The sequence below is a fragment of the Dactylosporangium sp. NPDC000244 genome, assembly GCF_040300725.1.
GTDB lineage: Bacteria > Actinomycetota > Actinomycetes > Mycobacteriales > Micromonosporaceae > Dactylosporangium.
In genome coordinates this window covers 62,553-78,028 of the sequence record NZ_JBEPEH010000049.1, presented here as the reverse complement: position 1 = coordinate 78,028, position 15,476 = coordinate 62,553, and the positions used below count along the sequence as shown (strand labels likewise).

The 15,476-nt window shown below is 75.4% G+C and carries 12 protein-coding genes; all 12 read right to left on the bottom strand.

What is annotated here, in order from left to right; translation table 11 throughout:
* Nucleotides 1-2: 2 nt before the first annotated feature.
* The gene (locus tag ABT369_RS48730; RefSeq protein ID WP_350623865.1) at nucleotides 3-1,205 is read right to left on the bottom strand and encodes a sensor histidine kinase; all 1,203 of its coding nucleotides are present in this window, start codon (nucleotides 1,203-1,205) and stop codon (nucleotides 3-5) included.
* Nucleotides 1,202-1,867, bottom strand: a complete 666-nt coding sequence (locus tag ABT369_RS48725; protein ID WP_350623864.1) for a response regulator transcription factor — start codon at nucleotides 1,865-1,867, stop codon at nucleotides 1,202-1,204. Before ABT369_RS48725 ends, ABT369_RS48730 begins: the two co-directional genes overlap by 4 nt.
* Before the next feature lie 81 nt (nucleotides 1,868-1,948).
* Complete coding sequence (locus tag ABT369_RS48720) at nucleotides 1,949-3,328, bottom strand: outer membrane protein assembly factor BamB family protein (protein ID WP_350623863.1); 1,380 nt, start codon at nucleotides 3,326-3,328, stop codon at nucleotides 1,949-1,951.
* 18 nt (nucleotides 3,329-3,346) lie between these two features.
* The gene (locus ABT369_RS48715; RefSeq protein WP_350623862.1) at nucleotides 3,347-4,705 is read right to left on the bottom strand and encodes an outer membrane protein assembly factor BamB family protein; all 1,359 of its coding nucleotides are present in this window, start codon (nucleotides 4,703-4,705) and stop codon (nucleotides 3,347-3,349) included.
* A 12-nt stretch (nucleotides 4,706-4,717) separates the two neighbouring features.
* Nucleotides 4,718-6,064, bottom strand: coding sequence for an outer membrane protein assembly factor BamB family protein (locus ABT369_RS48710; RefSeq protein WP_350623861.1), 1,347 nt, complete (start codon nucleotides 6,062-6,064; stop codon nucleotides 4,718-4,720).
* The gene (locus ABT369_RS48705) at nucleotides 6,061-7,362 is read right to left on the bottom strand and encodes an outer membrane protein assembly factor BamB family protein (RefSeq protein WP_350623860.1); all 1,302 of its coding nucleotides are present in this window, start codon (nucleotides 7,360-7,362) and stop codon (nucleotides 6,061-6,063) included. The genes ABT369_RS48710 and ABT369_RS48705 overlap by 4 nt, the downstream gene beginning before the upstream one ends.
* Complete coding sequence (locus ABT369_RS48700) at nucleotides 7,359-8,750, bottom strand: outer membrane protein assembly factor BamB family protein (RefSeq protein WP_350623858.1); 1,392 nt, start codon at nucleotides 8,748-8,750, stop codon at nucleotides 7,359-7,361. Before ABT369_RS48700 ends, ABT369_RS48705 begins: the two co-directional genes overlap by 4 nt.
* A gap of 204 nt (nucleotides 8,751-8,954) precedes the next feature.
* Nucleotides 8,955-10,919: a 1-deoxy-D-xylulose-5-phosphate synthase gene (dxs, locus tag ABT369_RS48695; RefSeq protein WP_350623857.1), complete on the bottom strand. Its 1,965-nt coding sequence runs from the start codon at nucleotides 10,917-10,919 to the stop codon at nucleotides 8,955-8,957.
* A gap of 86 nt (nucleotides 10,920-11,005) precedes the next feature.
* Entirely contained in the window at nucleotides 11,006-12,259 is a 1,254-nt protein-coding gene (locus ABT369_RS48690) for an ABC transporter substrate-binding protein (protein WP_350623855.1), read from the bottom strand.
* Nucleotides 12,260-12,319: 60 nt separating this feature from the next.
* Nucleotides 12,320-13,483: a hypothetical protein gene (locus ABT369_RS48685; RefSeq protein ID WP_350623854.1), complete on the bottom strand. Its 1,164-nt coding sequence runs from the start codon at nucleotides 13,481-13,483 to the stop codon at nucleotides 12,320-12,322.
* A gap of 91 nt (nucleotides 13,484-13,574) precedes the next feature.
* Nucleotides 13,575-13,925 (bottom strand): hypothetical protein, encoded by a 351-nt coding sequence (locus ABT369_RS48680; RefSeq protein WP_350623853.1) that lies wholly within the window; start codon nucleotides 13,923-13,925, stop codon nucleotides 13,575-13,577.
* Between the two features lie 105 nt (nucleotides 13,926-14,030).
* Complete coding sequence (locus tag ABT369_RS48675; RefSeq protein WP_350623852.1) at nucleotides 14,031-15,458, bottom strand: FAD-dependent monooxygenase; 1,428 nt, start codon at nucleotides 15,456-15,458, stop codon at nucleotides 14,031-14,033.
* Between the last annotated feature and the right edge of the window lie 18 nt (nucleotides 15,459-15,476).

Below are 15,476 nucleotides of genomic sequence, written 5' to 3'. Positions count from 1 at the left end.
CGTCACACGACGGGGACGGGCGCGGTGCCGCTCAGCACCGGCGTGACCGCGGCGGCCGGCAGCGAGACGGTGACCTCCAGCCCGCCGCCGTCGAGGGCGACCGCGGAGACCCCGCCGCCGTGCGCCTCGCACACGGCCCGGACGATCGACAGCCCGAGCCCGGTGCCGCGGGCGCCGGTGCGCTCCCGCCCGCCGCGGCGGAACGGCTCGAACAGCGCGGGCAGGTCGGCCGGCTCGACCTCGAAGCCGGTGTTGCCGACCACGAGCCAGGCGAGCGTCTCGTCGGTGCCGGTGCGCACCCAGATCCGCCCGGCCAGATGGTTGTACCGCACCGCGTTCTCGATGAGATTGCCCGCCAGCCGCTCCAGCAGCCCGGGGTCCCCGACCACGTTGGCCGGGGCCAGGTCGGTGCTGACGTCGAGGTTGAGCCGCTTGACCTCCTTGCCCATCGCCGACAGGGCGACGGTGACCCCGGTGGCCAGGTCGGTGCTCACCTTCCGGCCGAGCCGCCGCCCGGCCTGGGCCTCGGTGCGGGCGAGCAGCAGCAGCGACTCGACCAGCGCATTGGCCCGCATCGAGGCGTCGCGCACGACCTTGGCCATGCGGCGGTACTCCGCGACGTCCGCCTCCGGGTCGTCGAGCGTCACGTCGACCTCGGTGCGCATCACGGCCAGCGGGGTGCGCAGCTCGTGGGAGGCGTTGGCCACGAACCGTTTCTGGGTCTCGAACGCGGCCGTGATGCGGTCGAGCATCGCGTCGAACGTCTTCGCGAGCTCGGCCACCTCGTCGTCGGCCCCGTCGTAGTTGATCCGCGCGTCGAGGGACTCCCCGGAGAGGCGCTGGGCCGTGGTGGTGACCCGCTGCAGCGGCCGCAGGGAGCGCCCGGCCACGACGTAGGCGCCCGCGACCCCGACGGCCCCGATGAGCAGCAGCGCGAGGCTGCCCCGGGTGAGCAGCTCCCACTCGGCGGAGTCGACGAGGTCGGTCTGCCAGGTGTGCGCGTCGACCTCGCTGCCGTCGGCCAGCACCACCCTGGTCCCGGGCTGGAGCTGGTCGGCGGGCTTGAGCGCGCCGTCGACCAGGATGTAGGCCAGCACGACCAGGACCAGCCCGGCCCCGACGAGCAGGATGCCGTTGAGCAGCGTGAGCCGCAGGCGCAGGGTCGGGCGGAAGAAGGCGGTGCGGCGGGCGTCGTAGATGGTCATTGGGGCGGCCGCGTCCGGTACCCGGCGCCGACCACGGTCTCGATGATCGCCGGCTCGCCGAGCTTCTTGCGCAGCGTCATCATCGTGACCCGCACCGTCGTGGTGAACGGGTCGGCGTTGGCGTCCCAGACCCGCTCGAGCAGCTCCTCGCTGGAGACCACCGCGCCGCGGGCCTTGAGCAGCTCCTCGAGCAGCCCGAACTCCTTGCGGGTGAGGTCCAGCGGCTGCCCGGCCCGGGTCGCGACCCGCTTGGCCTGGTCGAGCACGAGGTCGGCGATGGTGAGCACGGGCGGCGCGGCCGGGGTGGCGCGCCGGCCCAGGGCCTGCACCCGGGCGACGAGCTCGTCGAAGGCGAACGGCTTGGGCAGGTAGTCGTCGGCGCCGATCTGCAGGCCCTCGACCCGGTCGGCGACGCTGCCGCTGGCGGTGAGCATCAGCACCCGGGTCAGCGCGCCGGAGGCGACCAGGTCGGCGCAGATGTCGTCGCCGTGCACGCCGGGCAGGTCGCGGTCGAGCACCACGACGTCGTAGCGGGTGACCATCGCCATCTCGTGCCCGGCGGTCCCGTCGTAGGCGACGTCGACGGCCATGCCCTGCCGCCGAAGTCCCCGGACGATCGCGTCGGCGAGATTCGTCTCGTCCTCGATCACCAGCACGCGCACGCCCTTCACCCCCAGCCGAATCCGGGCCAGTGTGGTTCACGGGACGTGAAGTTCCCGTGAAAGCCCTGGGTGCCAATGTAGCTACCCGGGCAACCGCCACAGCCGCACCGAGTCCCCGCCGGCGAGGCAGGCGAGCCGGTGATGGCGCACCGAGCAGCGCGACGGGATCGGGCTGACGTTGCCGAGCGGGCTGATGGCGCCGGTGCGCAGGTCGATGCGGGCCAGCCGGGAACCGTCGCCTTCCGGACGCTGCACGAGCACCGAGCCGGCCGGGGCGAAGCCGATGTCGTCGTCGTCCGTGCCGTCGCTGGCCGTCGGCACCACCGCCCAGCCCGCGAGGTCGGCGCGGTCGGTGCCGGTGAACCAGTCCACGACGCGCACCCGTGTGAAGTCGTCGCGGTCGCGGGCGACGAGCACGCCGGGGCCGGCCGCGTCGAGCTGCACCGGGCGCCGCCAGGCCTGGGCGCCGGTGGCCGGGTCGAGCACGGCGAGGTCGCGCCAGTTGGGCACGCAGACCATCGGGCCGCACATCACGACCACGGGGCCGTAGGCGATCTCGGCGATCGGCGCCTGCTCCGACGAGGAGAACAGCATGTGCCACCGGTAGCGCAGGGTGTCGCTGCCGTACGCCGTGATGAGCGCCCCGTCCGCGCGCACCGCGACGATCACGAGGAGGCCGCCGACGACCCGGACGCTGGTCGGCGGGGTGTCGGCGAGTTCGGGGACGTCGGCGGCGACGGTCACGCCCCCGGTGACGGCGCTGCGGATCTCGGTGCGGCCGCCGGAGTACCAGACCGCGAACCAGGCGCTGCCGGGCACGTCGGGCGAGACGACGCGGGCCCCGCCGGGCACGTCGAACGCCCAGCGGACGGCGCCGGACTCGGCGTCGAGGCCGGCCAGGCGGACCGGGTTCGCGGCGGCGCCGCGCGGCGGCACGACCGGCGGGCAGACGGCGGCCTCGTCGTCGATGGTGAGCAGCCCGGGCGCGCCGCCGGCCGGGCCGGCGACGACGGCGATCGGGGCGCCGCCCCGCGACCACTGCGCCCGGCCGGTGGCGGGGTCGATCCGCTCCAGGCTCCAGCCGGTCGTCGCGGTGCAGGGGCGGTGGCGCACGTACGCGCGGTCGGCGGCCAGGTAGGCCTGCCCGCCGCCGGGCCCGGCCAGTGAGCGGGTCCACCTGACCTTGCCGGTGGTCCAGTCGTAGGCGGTGAGCCCGGGCTCGTCGCGGATGGCGTAGACGGCGGAGCGGTCGGCGACCAGGCCGGAGGCGTGCTCGGCGAGGGTGCCGGCCTCCTCGACGGCGCTCCCGGGCCGCGAGCCGGCGGCGAAGAGCACCACGAGCGTCAGCATCAGCACGATCGGCCACTGCCGGCGCCCGGCCCCGCGCGGGGGCGGCCATTCCAGCATCGCCTCGCCGTCGACAACCCCGTGTGATTCACCCAGATCGATCAGTTCGCCCACGTTACCAGCGTCCCCGCATCAGCTCTTGGTCGCCATTCGAAGGAGCACGACCTCGCCGGCTCCGGTCTCACAGGCGAGGCGCGGGCCGTCCAGCTCGCACGCGTCGAGGCGGCCGTCGACGGTACCGATCGGCGCCACCCCGTCCCCCGCGCGCAGCCCGAGCAGGGTCGCGTCCTCGCCGGAGGCGGTGCCGAGCAGCTGGCGGTCCGCGTCCGCGCCGAGCGGCTCCCACCCCGGCAGCTCGGGCGTGGGCGCGCCGGTCGCGGGGTCGAGCAGCGTCGCCGTGCGCGTCCCGGCCACGGCCAGCCGGCCGCCGGGCGCCGCGACGAGATCGGCGCGCACGTATGGGGTCCACAGCATCGTCCCGCTCGCCGGGTCGAGGACGAACGTGCGCTGCCCGGCGACGCAGAGCGCCGGTCCGCAGGGCCGGACGGTGAACCGGTCGGTGCGCCCGGACGCGGGCCCGGTCGGCACCGTCGCCCGCCAGGCCGGGGTGGACCAGGCGTCGCGGCGGAAGGCGGTCAGCAGCGTGCCGCCGTCCGGCCCGGCGCCGAAGCCGGCGAGGACGAGCAGGTCGCCCGCGGCCGCGACGAGCTCGGCGGGCCCGGCGGCGAGCGCCCCGGCGGCGCTGCGGCGGCCGGTCACGAAATCGACGACGCTGATCGCCCCCTGCCGGTCCGCGAGCGCCGCCCAGGCCGCGCCCACCTCGGCGGCGTCGAGGGCGATCCGGGTGCCGGCGTCGACGGGCACCTCCCAGCGCGCCTGCCCGCCCGCGCCGAGGGCCTGCCAGCGCAGCGCGCCGCCGATCGGCGCGGCGGCGGCCAGGGCCCCGCACCCGTCCGACCACAGGCTGCGCGTGACCACGGTGCCGGGGACGGCGGGCGCGGTGCGGACGGGAACGCCCGCCGCCTGCCAGATCTCGCGGCCGGTGCGCCGGTCGACGGCGAACGTCGTGCCCGTGGTCGCGGAGCGGCACAGGTCCGGCCAGAGCACCACCACGTCGCCGGCGTCCGGCGCGGAGGCCGCGTGGGCGAGGGTGACCAGCTCGCCCGGCGTGAACGTCCACCGGGACCGCCCGTCGCCGGCGTCGAAGGCCTCGACCGGGGTCGGCGTCCGGTCGCTCTCCAGGATCAGCAGCACGTCCCCGGCGAGCTGGTAGGCACCGTTGCGCAGCGGCAGGCGGGCGACCTCGGCCGGCCGCTGCGGCCCCGGTGCCGCCGACACGAGCGACAGCACCAGCCCGAGCGACAGCACCAGCCCCCAGCCGCGGGGCAGCCCGGCCGGGCCCGCGTCGGTGTCGGTGGTCCAGGCGGGGCCGGCGTCGCCGAGATCGATCACGGCGGCGCGGTCGGCGGTCGGCAGTGTGCTCGGCGGCACACGTCCATTGTGCTAACGCCGGGCCGCCTCCGGCAGCGGCCAGACAGTCACTTCTCCGGCGACGCCGCAGGCCACGAGCCGCTCGTCGGCGGCGCACGCCGGCACGCCGACCCAGGACGCGCCGGTCCCGATGACCGTGATCCCGCCGCCGGCGGGGTCGAGCAGCCCGAGCCGGGTGTCGAGCTGCCCGTCGTCGCGGCGCCAGACGACGACCCGGCCGCCCTGCACCCCGACGGGCCGCCAGTCGTCGAGGCGGACCCGGACGGCGCCGGTGTGCGCGTCGACGAGCACGCCCCGGGCCATGGGATCGCCCTGGCGGCCGCCCGCGGTCAGCACGAGCGTCGCCGGCTGCACGCTCGCGCCGACGATGGTGTCGTAGCCCTCGACCCGCCACGCCGGCCGGCCGGTGCCCGCGTCGAACGCCGCGAACCCGCCGCCGTCACTGCGGCACCACCGCCCGGGCGCGCAGCCGATGAGCCCGCCGAGCTCGGCCGGGGGCAGGTGCCACAGCGGCCGCCCGCTCGCCCGGTCGTAGACGTCGTCGCCCCCGGCGGCCGTGACCGCGACCTGCCCGGCCCGGGCGCCCGGGGCCCCGCGGTCCTCGCCGAGCTCGAAGTAGGCGGCGGCGCCGGGCCGCTGCAGGCGCTCGGTGCGCGCGGGGGCGCCGGTGGCCAGGTCGTAGCCGGTCAGGACGCCGTCCGGGCCGAGGACGTTGAGCGAGGTCAGCTCCCATCCCCCGCCGATCGGGCGGCCGACGGAGGGCTCGCGCCCGGCGGGCACGGTGCTGCTCCAGAGCGTCGCGCCCGTGCGCTCGTCGACGGCCAGCACCGCGATCGGCGGGTGCTGCGCCGGATCCTCCGTCACCTGCGGCTGCGTGGTGTCCTCGAGCAGGAGCCGGCCGCCGAAGCGCCCGATCAGCGAGACGCCGCCGCGCTGCCAGAGCTGCCGGCCGGTGCGCGGGTCGAGCGCGCGCACGTTCTCCAGCGCCCGCCCGTCGCCGAGCCACACGTGCAGCAGGGCGACGTCCGCGTCGGCGAAGGCGAGCTGCTGCGCCTCGCCGAGGTCGACGCCCCACAGCCGGGCGCCGGTCGGGCCGTACACCTCCAGCCGGTGCGGCCCCTCGCCGGAGTACTGGGTGACGTAGATCCGCCCGCCCCCGAGGTCGGCCCGCTGCGCCCCGGTGCCGATGTGCAGCACGGGCGCGGAGACGGCCGAGGCGGTGGACGGCACCAGGGCGGCGAGCACGGCCACGGCGAGCGCCGCCGCCCAGCGCGTGGACCCGGACAGCCGCGGCCGCCGGGGCCGCGGGGTCTCCGGCGGCGACCAGGGCGCCGCGTCCCCGAGATCGATCACACTCACGGCAGCCTCCAGACGCTCAGCCCGCTGCTCAGGCAGACGACCACTCCCTCGCCGGTCCGGCAGCGCGGCACCGGGCCGAGGCGGCCGCGGCCGATCACCCGCACGTGGCCGGTCCGCGGATCGTAGAGGCCGACGAGACCCTGCCACTGCCCGGCGTCGGTGTGCGTGACCACGCTGAGCGGGCCGGCGGGGATGTACGTGGCGACCCAGCCGGTCAGCCGGTGCGTGACGACGCCGGTGCGGGCGTCGATCGCCAGCACCACGGGCTCGTGCGTGAGCGAGGTCGAGTTGCCCAGGCCGCCGGCCACGATCAGGTCCCCGGAGAGGTTGAAGATGTCGTTGTACTGCCCGACGTCCCACACACGGCGCCCGCTCGCCGCGTCCAGGCCGTGGATGCCGTCGCCGCCCACGGCGCACCAGCGCTCCGGCCCGCAGGGAAACGGCCCCCCGTCCGGCTGGTCGAGGCGCCACAGCAGCCGGCCCGAGGCGAGGTCGTAGACGTCCGCGCCCCGCAGGCCGATCCGGCCCACCACGACCCGGTCGCCGGAGACGGTGAAGTCGGAGGCGTTGCCGCCGAGCCCCGCCAGCGGCGTGCGGGTCGTCACCGCGCCCGAGACCGGGTCGCGGCGCTGCAGGGTGCCGCCGGCGGTGAGCTCGTCGATCGAGCCGATCGTGTCCGGGCGCGTGTCCGAGCCGTCGTAGGAGACCAGCGAGCCAGCCGGCAGCGTCTGCTCCCACGCGGTCGCGCCGGTGCGCGGGTCGACGCCGAGCACCCGGGTCGGCGTGTCCGTGCCGACGCGCGTGTACGGCTGCGTCACCCCGTCGACGTCCTCCAGCACCACGACCGGGCCGGCGGACCCGATGACCACGGACGCGGACCGGTGCCACAGCTGCGCGCCGGTGCGCCGGTCGAGCGCCGTGGCGGTGGCCTCCTGGGCCGACTGCCGGCCGTACGCCGAGGTCAGCATCAGCTCCTCGCCCGCGGCGAAGGCGAGGCCCTCGTTCTCCCCGGACCGCGGCCGGCTCCACAGCATCCGCCCGCCGACCGTGCGCGCCTCGAAGCGGCCGGGCCCGCCGTCCTCGAACCGCGAGACGAACAGCAGCCCCCCGGCGAGCTGCGCGTCGAGCACCCGGTCCTCGAGCGTGAACAGCGGCCGCCCGTCGCGGGGCCCGTCGGCGACGAGCAGCGCGGCGGCGAGCACGGCCACCACCGCCGCGGCCAGGCGCCCCCGGCCCCGGCGGACCGGCTCGTCCGGCGGCGACCACGCCCCGGCGTCGCCGAGATCGATCAGGCTCACCGCAGCCTCCACACGTACAGCACCCCGATCGCGAGGCAGACGACCCGGTCGGCGGTGGCGGAGCACTGCGGCGTGCCGTAGAAGTCGGGGGCGCGGCCGATGACGTGCACCGACCCGTCCCCGGGGTCGAGCCGCCCGACGATCGCGTCGGTGGTGCCGGCCGGGCGCCAGACGAAGGCCGCGGTGCCGGGCGCTTCGAAGGGCCCGTTGGCCAGGAACCAGCCCCGCCGCTCCCAGGCGACGCCGCCGCCCCGCCCGGCCGGGAACGCCGCGACGTCGTCGGGCTGGTCCAGCGCGGCCGCGGGGCGGAACATCACCAGCCGGTCGCCGGTGTCCCCCAGCAGCGCCGAGTAGCCGGGGGCCCGCCACAGCACGGCCCCGGTGGCCGCGTCGAGCACGTCGGTCCCGCCGTCGCCGAAGACGCAGTAGTGCACGCGCAGGCAGGGGACCGGCCCGTTCCAGGCGGGCGACTCCCCCGCCCACGTCCACAGCCGCCGCCCCGAGGCGAGGTCGAACACCTGGGTCCCGCCGCGCCCGGCCGGCAGCACCAGCTCCTGCCCGGGCAGCCCGGCCTGATGGCGCGAGACGACGCCGGCGAAGTCGAGCCGGAAGCGCCCGGTGACGTCCCCGCCGGCCGGGTCCCGCACCCGCAGCGCCCCGTCGCGGTCGAGCTCGCGCAGCCCCCGCAGCCGGGGGTACGGCGCGTAGTCGAGCCAGCTCTCGGTCCCCGGCGCCAGCTCGGCCGTCCACCGTGGAGTGCCGGTGCGCTCGTCGAGCCCCAGGTACCGCTCGTGGTGCGGCACCCGCGGCAGCGCGACGGCCGGGTCGTCGGGGTTGCCGTAGGAGGTGTCGAACTTGTCTTCCTCGCCGGGCCACGCGAGCTCCTGCACCACGACGATGTCCCCGGCCAGCCCGGCGAAGCGCGCCCGCTCCCGCTGCCACCGCTGCGCCCCGGTGGCGGCGTCGAAGCCGGCGACCCACCCCTGGAACGCCCCGCCCGTGTCGGCCCGCTCGACCTGCGCGATCGCGCTCCGGCCGGTGAACGCGACGTAGGACTCGTCGGCGGCGCCCGCCCGCTGCCAGAGCACCCGCCCGGTCCGCGCGTCGAGCGCCTCGATGAGCGGGTCGGCGCCGGCGGTCCGGTACCGGTGCACGAGGATCCGCCCGCCCGCGGTGTCGAACGCGAGCACCTGGAACTCGGCCGTCCACAGCGGCTCCAGCCCGGGCCGGTGGTCCGCCCCGCCGGGCAGCACCGCGGCGATCCCGAGCACGACCACCCCGAGGAGGGCGCGCCGCCACCCGCGCCGCCGCCGCGCGACGGCGGGCCCGGGCCGCTCGGGCGGTTCCCAGGGCACACTGAGGTCGAGCTCGATGATGGCGTCGGGCACGGGCCCCCTCTCTCCGTCAGAAGAGAGTCTTCCGCACACCGTCCAGGTTGCGTGAGGTCCCGCGCGGCGACATGTCGGACGCTCCGCGTCACGACATGTCGGATTTATACCCCAACGGGCGGCACAGCGGATGCACAGTCCGTTGCCCGGGCAAAGAAGAGCCCTGGTCGCGGACCACAGCGGCCCGCGACCAGGGAACACAACCTAGCGGCGCGGCGCCCGGGCCCGGGCCGGCGGCGCCGACGTCAGCGGCGCCGGCTCCTCCATGCGGCTCACCCACTCGGTGACCTGCCGCGCCACGTCCTGCGCGGTCAGCCCCAGGTCGGCCAGGATCTCGTTGCGCGACCCGTGCGGGTGCCACCCCTGCTCGACGCCGAGGTCCTTCAGCGGCACCCACACGTCGGCGTCGCGCAGGGACTTCGCGATGGCGTCGCCCACGCCGCCGGTCCGCACGCCGTCCTCGAGGGTCACGACGAGCCGGTGCTCGCGGGCGAGGGCGACGAGCTCGACCGGCACCGGGCGCACCCAGCGCGGGTCGACCACGGTCACGCCGTAGCCCTGCTCGGCCAGGCGCGCGGCCACGTCCACCCCCATGTGCGCGAAGGCGCCGACGCTGACCAGCAGCACGTCCTTGCGCTCGTGCTCGGCGAGCACGTCCACGCCGCCGAAGCCGTCGACGCCGCCCACGCGGCGCACGGCGGGCAGGTCGGCCGGGACCGTGCCGGTCGGGAAGCGCAGGATCGTCGGGCCGTCGTCGATGCCGACCGCCTCGCGCAGTTCCTCGCGCACCGTCTGGGCGTCGCGCGGCGCGGCCAGGCGCAGGCCCGGCACCACGCCGAAGACCGACATGTCCCAGATGCCGTAGTGCGACGGGCCGTCGGGGCCGGTGACGCCGGCCCGGTCGAGCACGAACGTGACCGGCAGGCGGTGCATGGCCACGTCGAGCAGGACCTGGTCGAAGGCGCGGTTGAGGAAGGTCGCGTAGACGGCGACGACCGGGTGCAGGCCGCCGATGGCCAGGCCGGCCGCGGAGGTCGCCGCGTGCTGCTCGGCGATGCCGACGTCGTAGGCGCGCTCCGGGTACTTCCGCATGAGCTTCGCGATCCCGGTCGGCTCGGCCATGGCGGCGGTGATGCCGACCACGTCCGCGCGCTCGTCGGCGATCGCGACGAGCTCGTCGGCGAAGACGCCGGTCCACTTGAGCGAGGCCGGGGCGAGCAGCTTGCCCGTCTTGATGTCGAATGCGCCCGGGCCGTGCAGGCAGTCGGCCTCGTCCTCCATCGCCGGGCGGTAGCCGAAGCCCTTGCGGGTCACGGCGTGCACGATGACCGGGCCGCCGAAGTTCTTGGCCTTGCGCAGCGCCGACTCGACGGCCTCACGGTCGTGGCCGTCGACCGGCCCGACGTACTTGATCCCCAGGTCCTCGAACATGGCCTGCGGTGCGACGGCGTCCTTGATGCCCTTCTTGACCGCGTGCAGCACCTCGTAGAGCGGCGGCCCGACGAGCGGGGTGCGGCCGAGGGAGTCCTTGACGAGGTCGAGCACCTTCTCGTAGCCGGGGTTGAGCCGCAGGTGGGAGAGGTGGTCGGCGAGCCCGCCGATGGTCGGGGAGTAGGAGCGGCCGTTGTCGTTGACGACGATGACCACCGGGTTCTTGGCGGCCGCGATGTTGTTCAGGGCCTCCCAGCACATGCCGCCGGTGAGCGCGCCGTCGCCGACCACGGCGACGGTGTGCCGCGGCTCGCCCCGCAGCGCGAACGCCTTGGAGAGCCCGTCGGCATACGACAGTGCGGTCGAGGCGTGCGAGTTCTCGATGATGTCGTGCTCGCTCTCGGCCTGGCTCGGGTAGCCCGTGAGCCCGCCGCGGCTGCGCAGCAGGTCGAAGCCGTCCTGCCGGCCGGTGACGATCTTGTGCACGTACGCCTGGTGGCCCGTGTCGAAGAGGATGCGGTCCTTGGGCGAGTCGAAGACGCGATGCAGGGCCAGGGTCAGCTCGACCACACCGAGGTTCGGGCCCAGATGTCCGCCGGTGCGCGAGACCTTCGCGATGAGGAAGTCGCGGATCTCCGCGGCGAGCACGTCGAGCTGCTCGGCGGTCAGACTACGAAGATCACCCGGGGCCTGGACCGTGCTCAGCAGGGACGCGGCCTCGTTCTCTTCTGTGCTCATGCCCGCCGAGTCTAATGGGGCCGCCAAGTCGCGCACCTTGGCCGGACGAATCTTGACAGGTTCCACACATCCGGCTCGGTCCCGGTTCATGCCCGCCCGGCGACGACGGCCCGGGCGAACTTCACCGCGTCCTTGTCCTGCACGAACGCGGCCAGCGCCGTATCGATCGCGGTGCTCCAGGCGGTGTCCGCGACCACCCCGTGGGTGAGCGAGCCGACCACCCGGGTGCCCGCGTCGGCCCATTCGGCGACCGCGGCCGCCAGGTAGCCCGTGTACTTCGACCGGTCGGTGTCCGTCCGCGCCGGCACCGAACCCTTCTGCGGATTGAACGCGTCCTGCCCGCTCACCGACCCGCACTCGACGAGCCACTTGCGGGCCGCGCCGGGGTGGGGCGCGCCCTTCGGCAGGGTGAAGGAGTCGGACAGGAAGTTGTAGACGCGGTCCGTGCCCGGGCTCGCCACGACCCCGTAACCCTCGGTGAACACCAGGCCCCGGGTGCGCAGATAGGCGTCCGCCCAGTCGCCCATGCAGTTGTACGCCGCGCCGCCGTCGACCACCCTGTCCAGCGCGGGCTGCCAGTCCCCGGCCGGCGCGGCCGCGTCGGTGCGCGCGAGCACCTCGGTGAACAGCCGCAGCGCGGCCAGCACCGCGGCGCCCTCCCAGTCGGTGCCGCCGGTCCACAGCTCCGCGTACGTCTGCGCGCCGAGCTGGCCCAGCAGCACGTTCTCCAGCAGGTGCTTCTGCGTCCAGGTGGGCCCGATCGACAGGGGCGTGAGCCCGCGCCGCGCGATCGCGTCGGCCTGGGTCAGGAAGTCCTCCCAGGTCGACGGCGGCGTGAGGTCCAGGCCGGCCAGGATCTTCGGGTCGTACCAGAGCAGGTTGGACCGGTGGATGTTGACCGGCACGCAGTAGATCGCCCCGTCGACCGTGATGGCCTGGACCAGCCCGGCGGGGAGCTTGTCCAGCCACTCCTGCTCGGTGTAGAGGTCGCGCAGGTCCTCGACGTAGCCGCGTTTGATGTCGTCGGCGAGCTCCCGCCCGGCGTGGATCTGGTAGGAGTCGGGCGGGTCGTCGTTCTGCAGCCGGGTGGTCAGCACCGAGCGGGCGATCATGCCGGCGCCGCCCGCCACCGCCGCGTTGTCGAACGCGATGCCCGCGTTGTGCTTCGCGAAGTCGGCGACGAGGGCCTCCAGCCCCTCCTTCTCCCCCGGGCCGGCCCACCACGAGAAGACCTCGACCTTGCGGTCCGGGGTCTCCGTCGTGGCCTCGCCGTCGCCGCACCCGGGCAGGGCCAGCGCCGCGAGACCGGCGGCGAGCAGGCCCCTGCGGCTGACTCCCATGCCAGCAGTATCGTCCGGCAAATCGGGCCTATGGTGCGGTACCGGAAAAGCGCTCCCGGCTCAGCGCACGGCCCCCGGCGGAACCGTCCACTCCGTCTCACCCATGGACGATGACGCCGGCTGCACGCCCACCTCGGCCGCGAGCGCCGCGGTCGAGAGCGGCTCGTTGCGGGCGCGCATGTCGGCGTACGCGGTCACGGTGAGCACGTCGGTGAGCATCTTCACGCCGCTCTCGAGCAGCGTGGTGACGAGCCGGCTCACCACGAGCGCGGCCATCAGCGACGAGGTCAGCACCACGCCGGTGCCGGTCCGCGAGTCCGGCGTGACCGCCGCGCCCATGGCCAGCTCGATGATCCGGCCGACGAAGTACGACACGATCCCGACCAGCACCGACAGGCCGATGATGCTCGCGATCCGGGCGACCGCGCTGCCGAAGTCGCGGTGCACGAGCTGGAAGCAGCGCGAGATCGCCGAGCCGCCGCGCTCGAACGTGACCACGGCCGGGAGGATGAGGAAGATCGCGTACAGGTAGATGCCCGGCAGCACGCACAGGCACAGCCCGACGCCGATCATCAGCGCGGAGAGGATCTGCCAGCCCCACAGCGGCAGGAACCGGCGCGCGGCCACCGCGAAGGCCGGCCCGAGCCGCGGCGGCTGCCCGGCCGCGACCGTGACCGCGAGCTGGTTGGCCGCCACCGTGATCAGCGAGCCGACCATCCCGGCCACCACCGCGCCGAGAAAGAGCAGCGCGAACGGCGCCAGCAGCGGGGTCAGCGAGGGCTGGCCGTCGCCCGAGTCCGCGGCGTCGAGCAGGTCGGCGCTCGCCTTGACCGACCAGACGGCCTCGGGGATGACCACGGCGAGGGTGAGCACGAAGCCGATGGCCTGCAGGATCGCGAGCTGCTTCCAGGCGCCCTTGAAGATCGTGAGGCTGCGCTGCCACCAGCCGCCGTAGTCCGGGCTGATCATCGGGTCGTAGCCCGCCTGGCCGCCCACGGTGGGCACGCCGTAGCCGAAGCTGGGCGCGGCCTGGTAGACGACGTAGGACTGCGAGGGGTCGTAGCCGGCCGGCTCGACCGGGGCCGCGGGCGGCACCGGAGGCTCCGGCGGCGGGGCGAACAGCGGCGGCGCCGGGTCGTCCTCGGGCCCGCCCGGCGCGGACGGCCGCAGGGACGGCAGGCCCGCCGGCTCGTCGGGTCCCGGGGTGGTCGGGGGCTGGGTCATGACTCCTCCGTATCGCGGGCGCGCTGCCGCACGACACAGAAGATAGGGCCAGCCCGCCAGTTCCGCTGCCCTCCCTCCGCCTGCCGGCGAGTCAGCGGGTGGGCGGCGGGACCATCTGCGAGTAGACGATCGTGAACGCGAGCCCGGCCAGCCAGACGCCGCCGGCCACCCACGCGGCGCGCTGCCCCAGGGCCGCGGGCGCCTTGCCGCGCAGCGTCTGCACCGCCAGGGCCGAGGCCGCGAGCATCAGCGCGATCCCGATCCCCCACACCGTCCAGGCGGCGGGGCTGCGGTCGACCTTGAGCTTGGTGAACCCGAGCGCGGCCCGCCCGATCGCGAACACGAACGGGATGGTGAACACGCAGACCGTCTGCGCGACCGTCTTGCGCAGCGCGCGCAGCGGATCGCGCCGCGGCTCCTCCGGCTCCTCCGGACCGCTCATGCCGTCACCTCCGCAAGCTCCGGCGCCGGCATGAGGAAACTGTGCCCATGATGAGCGGCCCCTCCGCTTCGCTCCGGACCGCTCATGCCCCGGCTTATGCCCGCCTCAGGGGCGGCCGAACCAGGTTTCGAGCGCCTTGTCGAGGCCGTCGAGCGTCGCCCCGCCCCAGGCCACCACGCCGTCGGGGCGGATGAGCAGGTTCTCGGGGCCGGGCACGGCGCTCACGCGACCGGCCCAGGCCGACGCGGCCCGGGCCCCGGCGCCGTCGGGCGTGGCGTCCAGCAGCAGCCCGCCCGGCGCGCGCAGCAGCTCGTAGAGGCGCGACGACCCCACGGGCCGGTCGGCCACGACGCGACCGGCCGCGGGGTGGTCGCTCGCGATCGGGTACGGCCGGTCGACGCCGGTCATGAGCCGGGAGAGGTGCGCGTTCGGCTCGTCGTAGGCGAGCAGGTCGGCGAAGAGCTCCCGCAGAGCCGAGGTCTGGGGGTCCGGCCGCATGAGGGCGATCTGGGCGCGGGTGTTGGCCAGCGCGGCCGCGGCGACCGGGGCGCGCTCGTCGCCGTAGGTGTCGAGCAGGCCCTCGGGCGCCCAGCCGGCGATGGTCGCGGCGAGCTTCCAGCCGAGGTTGGCCGCGTCCTGGAAGCCGAGGTTGAGGCCCTGGCCGCCGAAGGGCGGGTGCACGTGCGCGGCGTCGCCGGCCAGCAGGACGCCGCCCCGGCGGTACGTCGTCGCCAGCCGCGTGTTGTCGGTCCAGCGGGTGCCGGTGACCAGCGACTCGACCACCACGTCGGTGCCCGACACGCGGCGGAGGCTCGCCTCGATCTCGGCCCGGTCGAGCGGGCGGTCGCGGTCGGCGGGCGGCCCGTCGAACTCGACGGTCAGCACACGCTGCGGGCCGGGGCCGTCGACGATCATGCCGGTACCGGTGCGGTTCCAGCCCTTGGCGAGCGGGTTGGGCTCGGCGATGTCGACGAGCGCCTGCCGGCCGGTGATGGTGGCGGGCGTGCCCTCGAACCCGAATCCGGCCAGCCGCCGCACGGTGCTGCGGCCGCCGTCGCAGCCGACCACGAACCGCCCCGTGACGGTCGTGGCCGAGCCGGCGTGGGTCACCTCGACGCGCTCGCCGGCCAGCCCGGTGACCTCGTAGCCGCGCAGCACCGGGACGCCGAGCTCGCGGGCGTACGACTCCAGCACCGCCTCGACCTGGGGCTGCTGCGCGAAGACGGGCATGGTGCGCAGCTCGGGGGCGCCCCGCAGCAGCCACAGGCCGGCGAAGTGCCCGAGGGGCCGGCCGGAGCCCACGGCCGCGAGGACGGCCGGGTCCGGAGACGGGAAGCGCTCCAGCAGGCCCCGCTGGTCGAAGACCTCGGCCGACGACGGGCCGACCGAGCCGGCCTTGATCTGCTGCGAGGGCTCGGCGAGCCGCTCCAGGACGACGACGTCGACGCCGTATCGGCGCAGCTCGGCGGCGAGAAACAGCCCGACCGGACCGGCGCCGACTACGATCGCCTCGTACGAATGCTTGAGTTCCACAAAATTTAGGGTAACCCA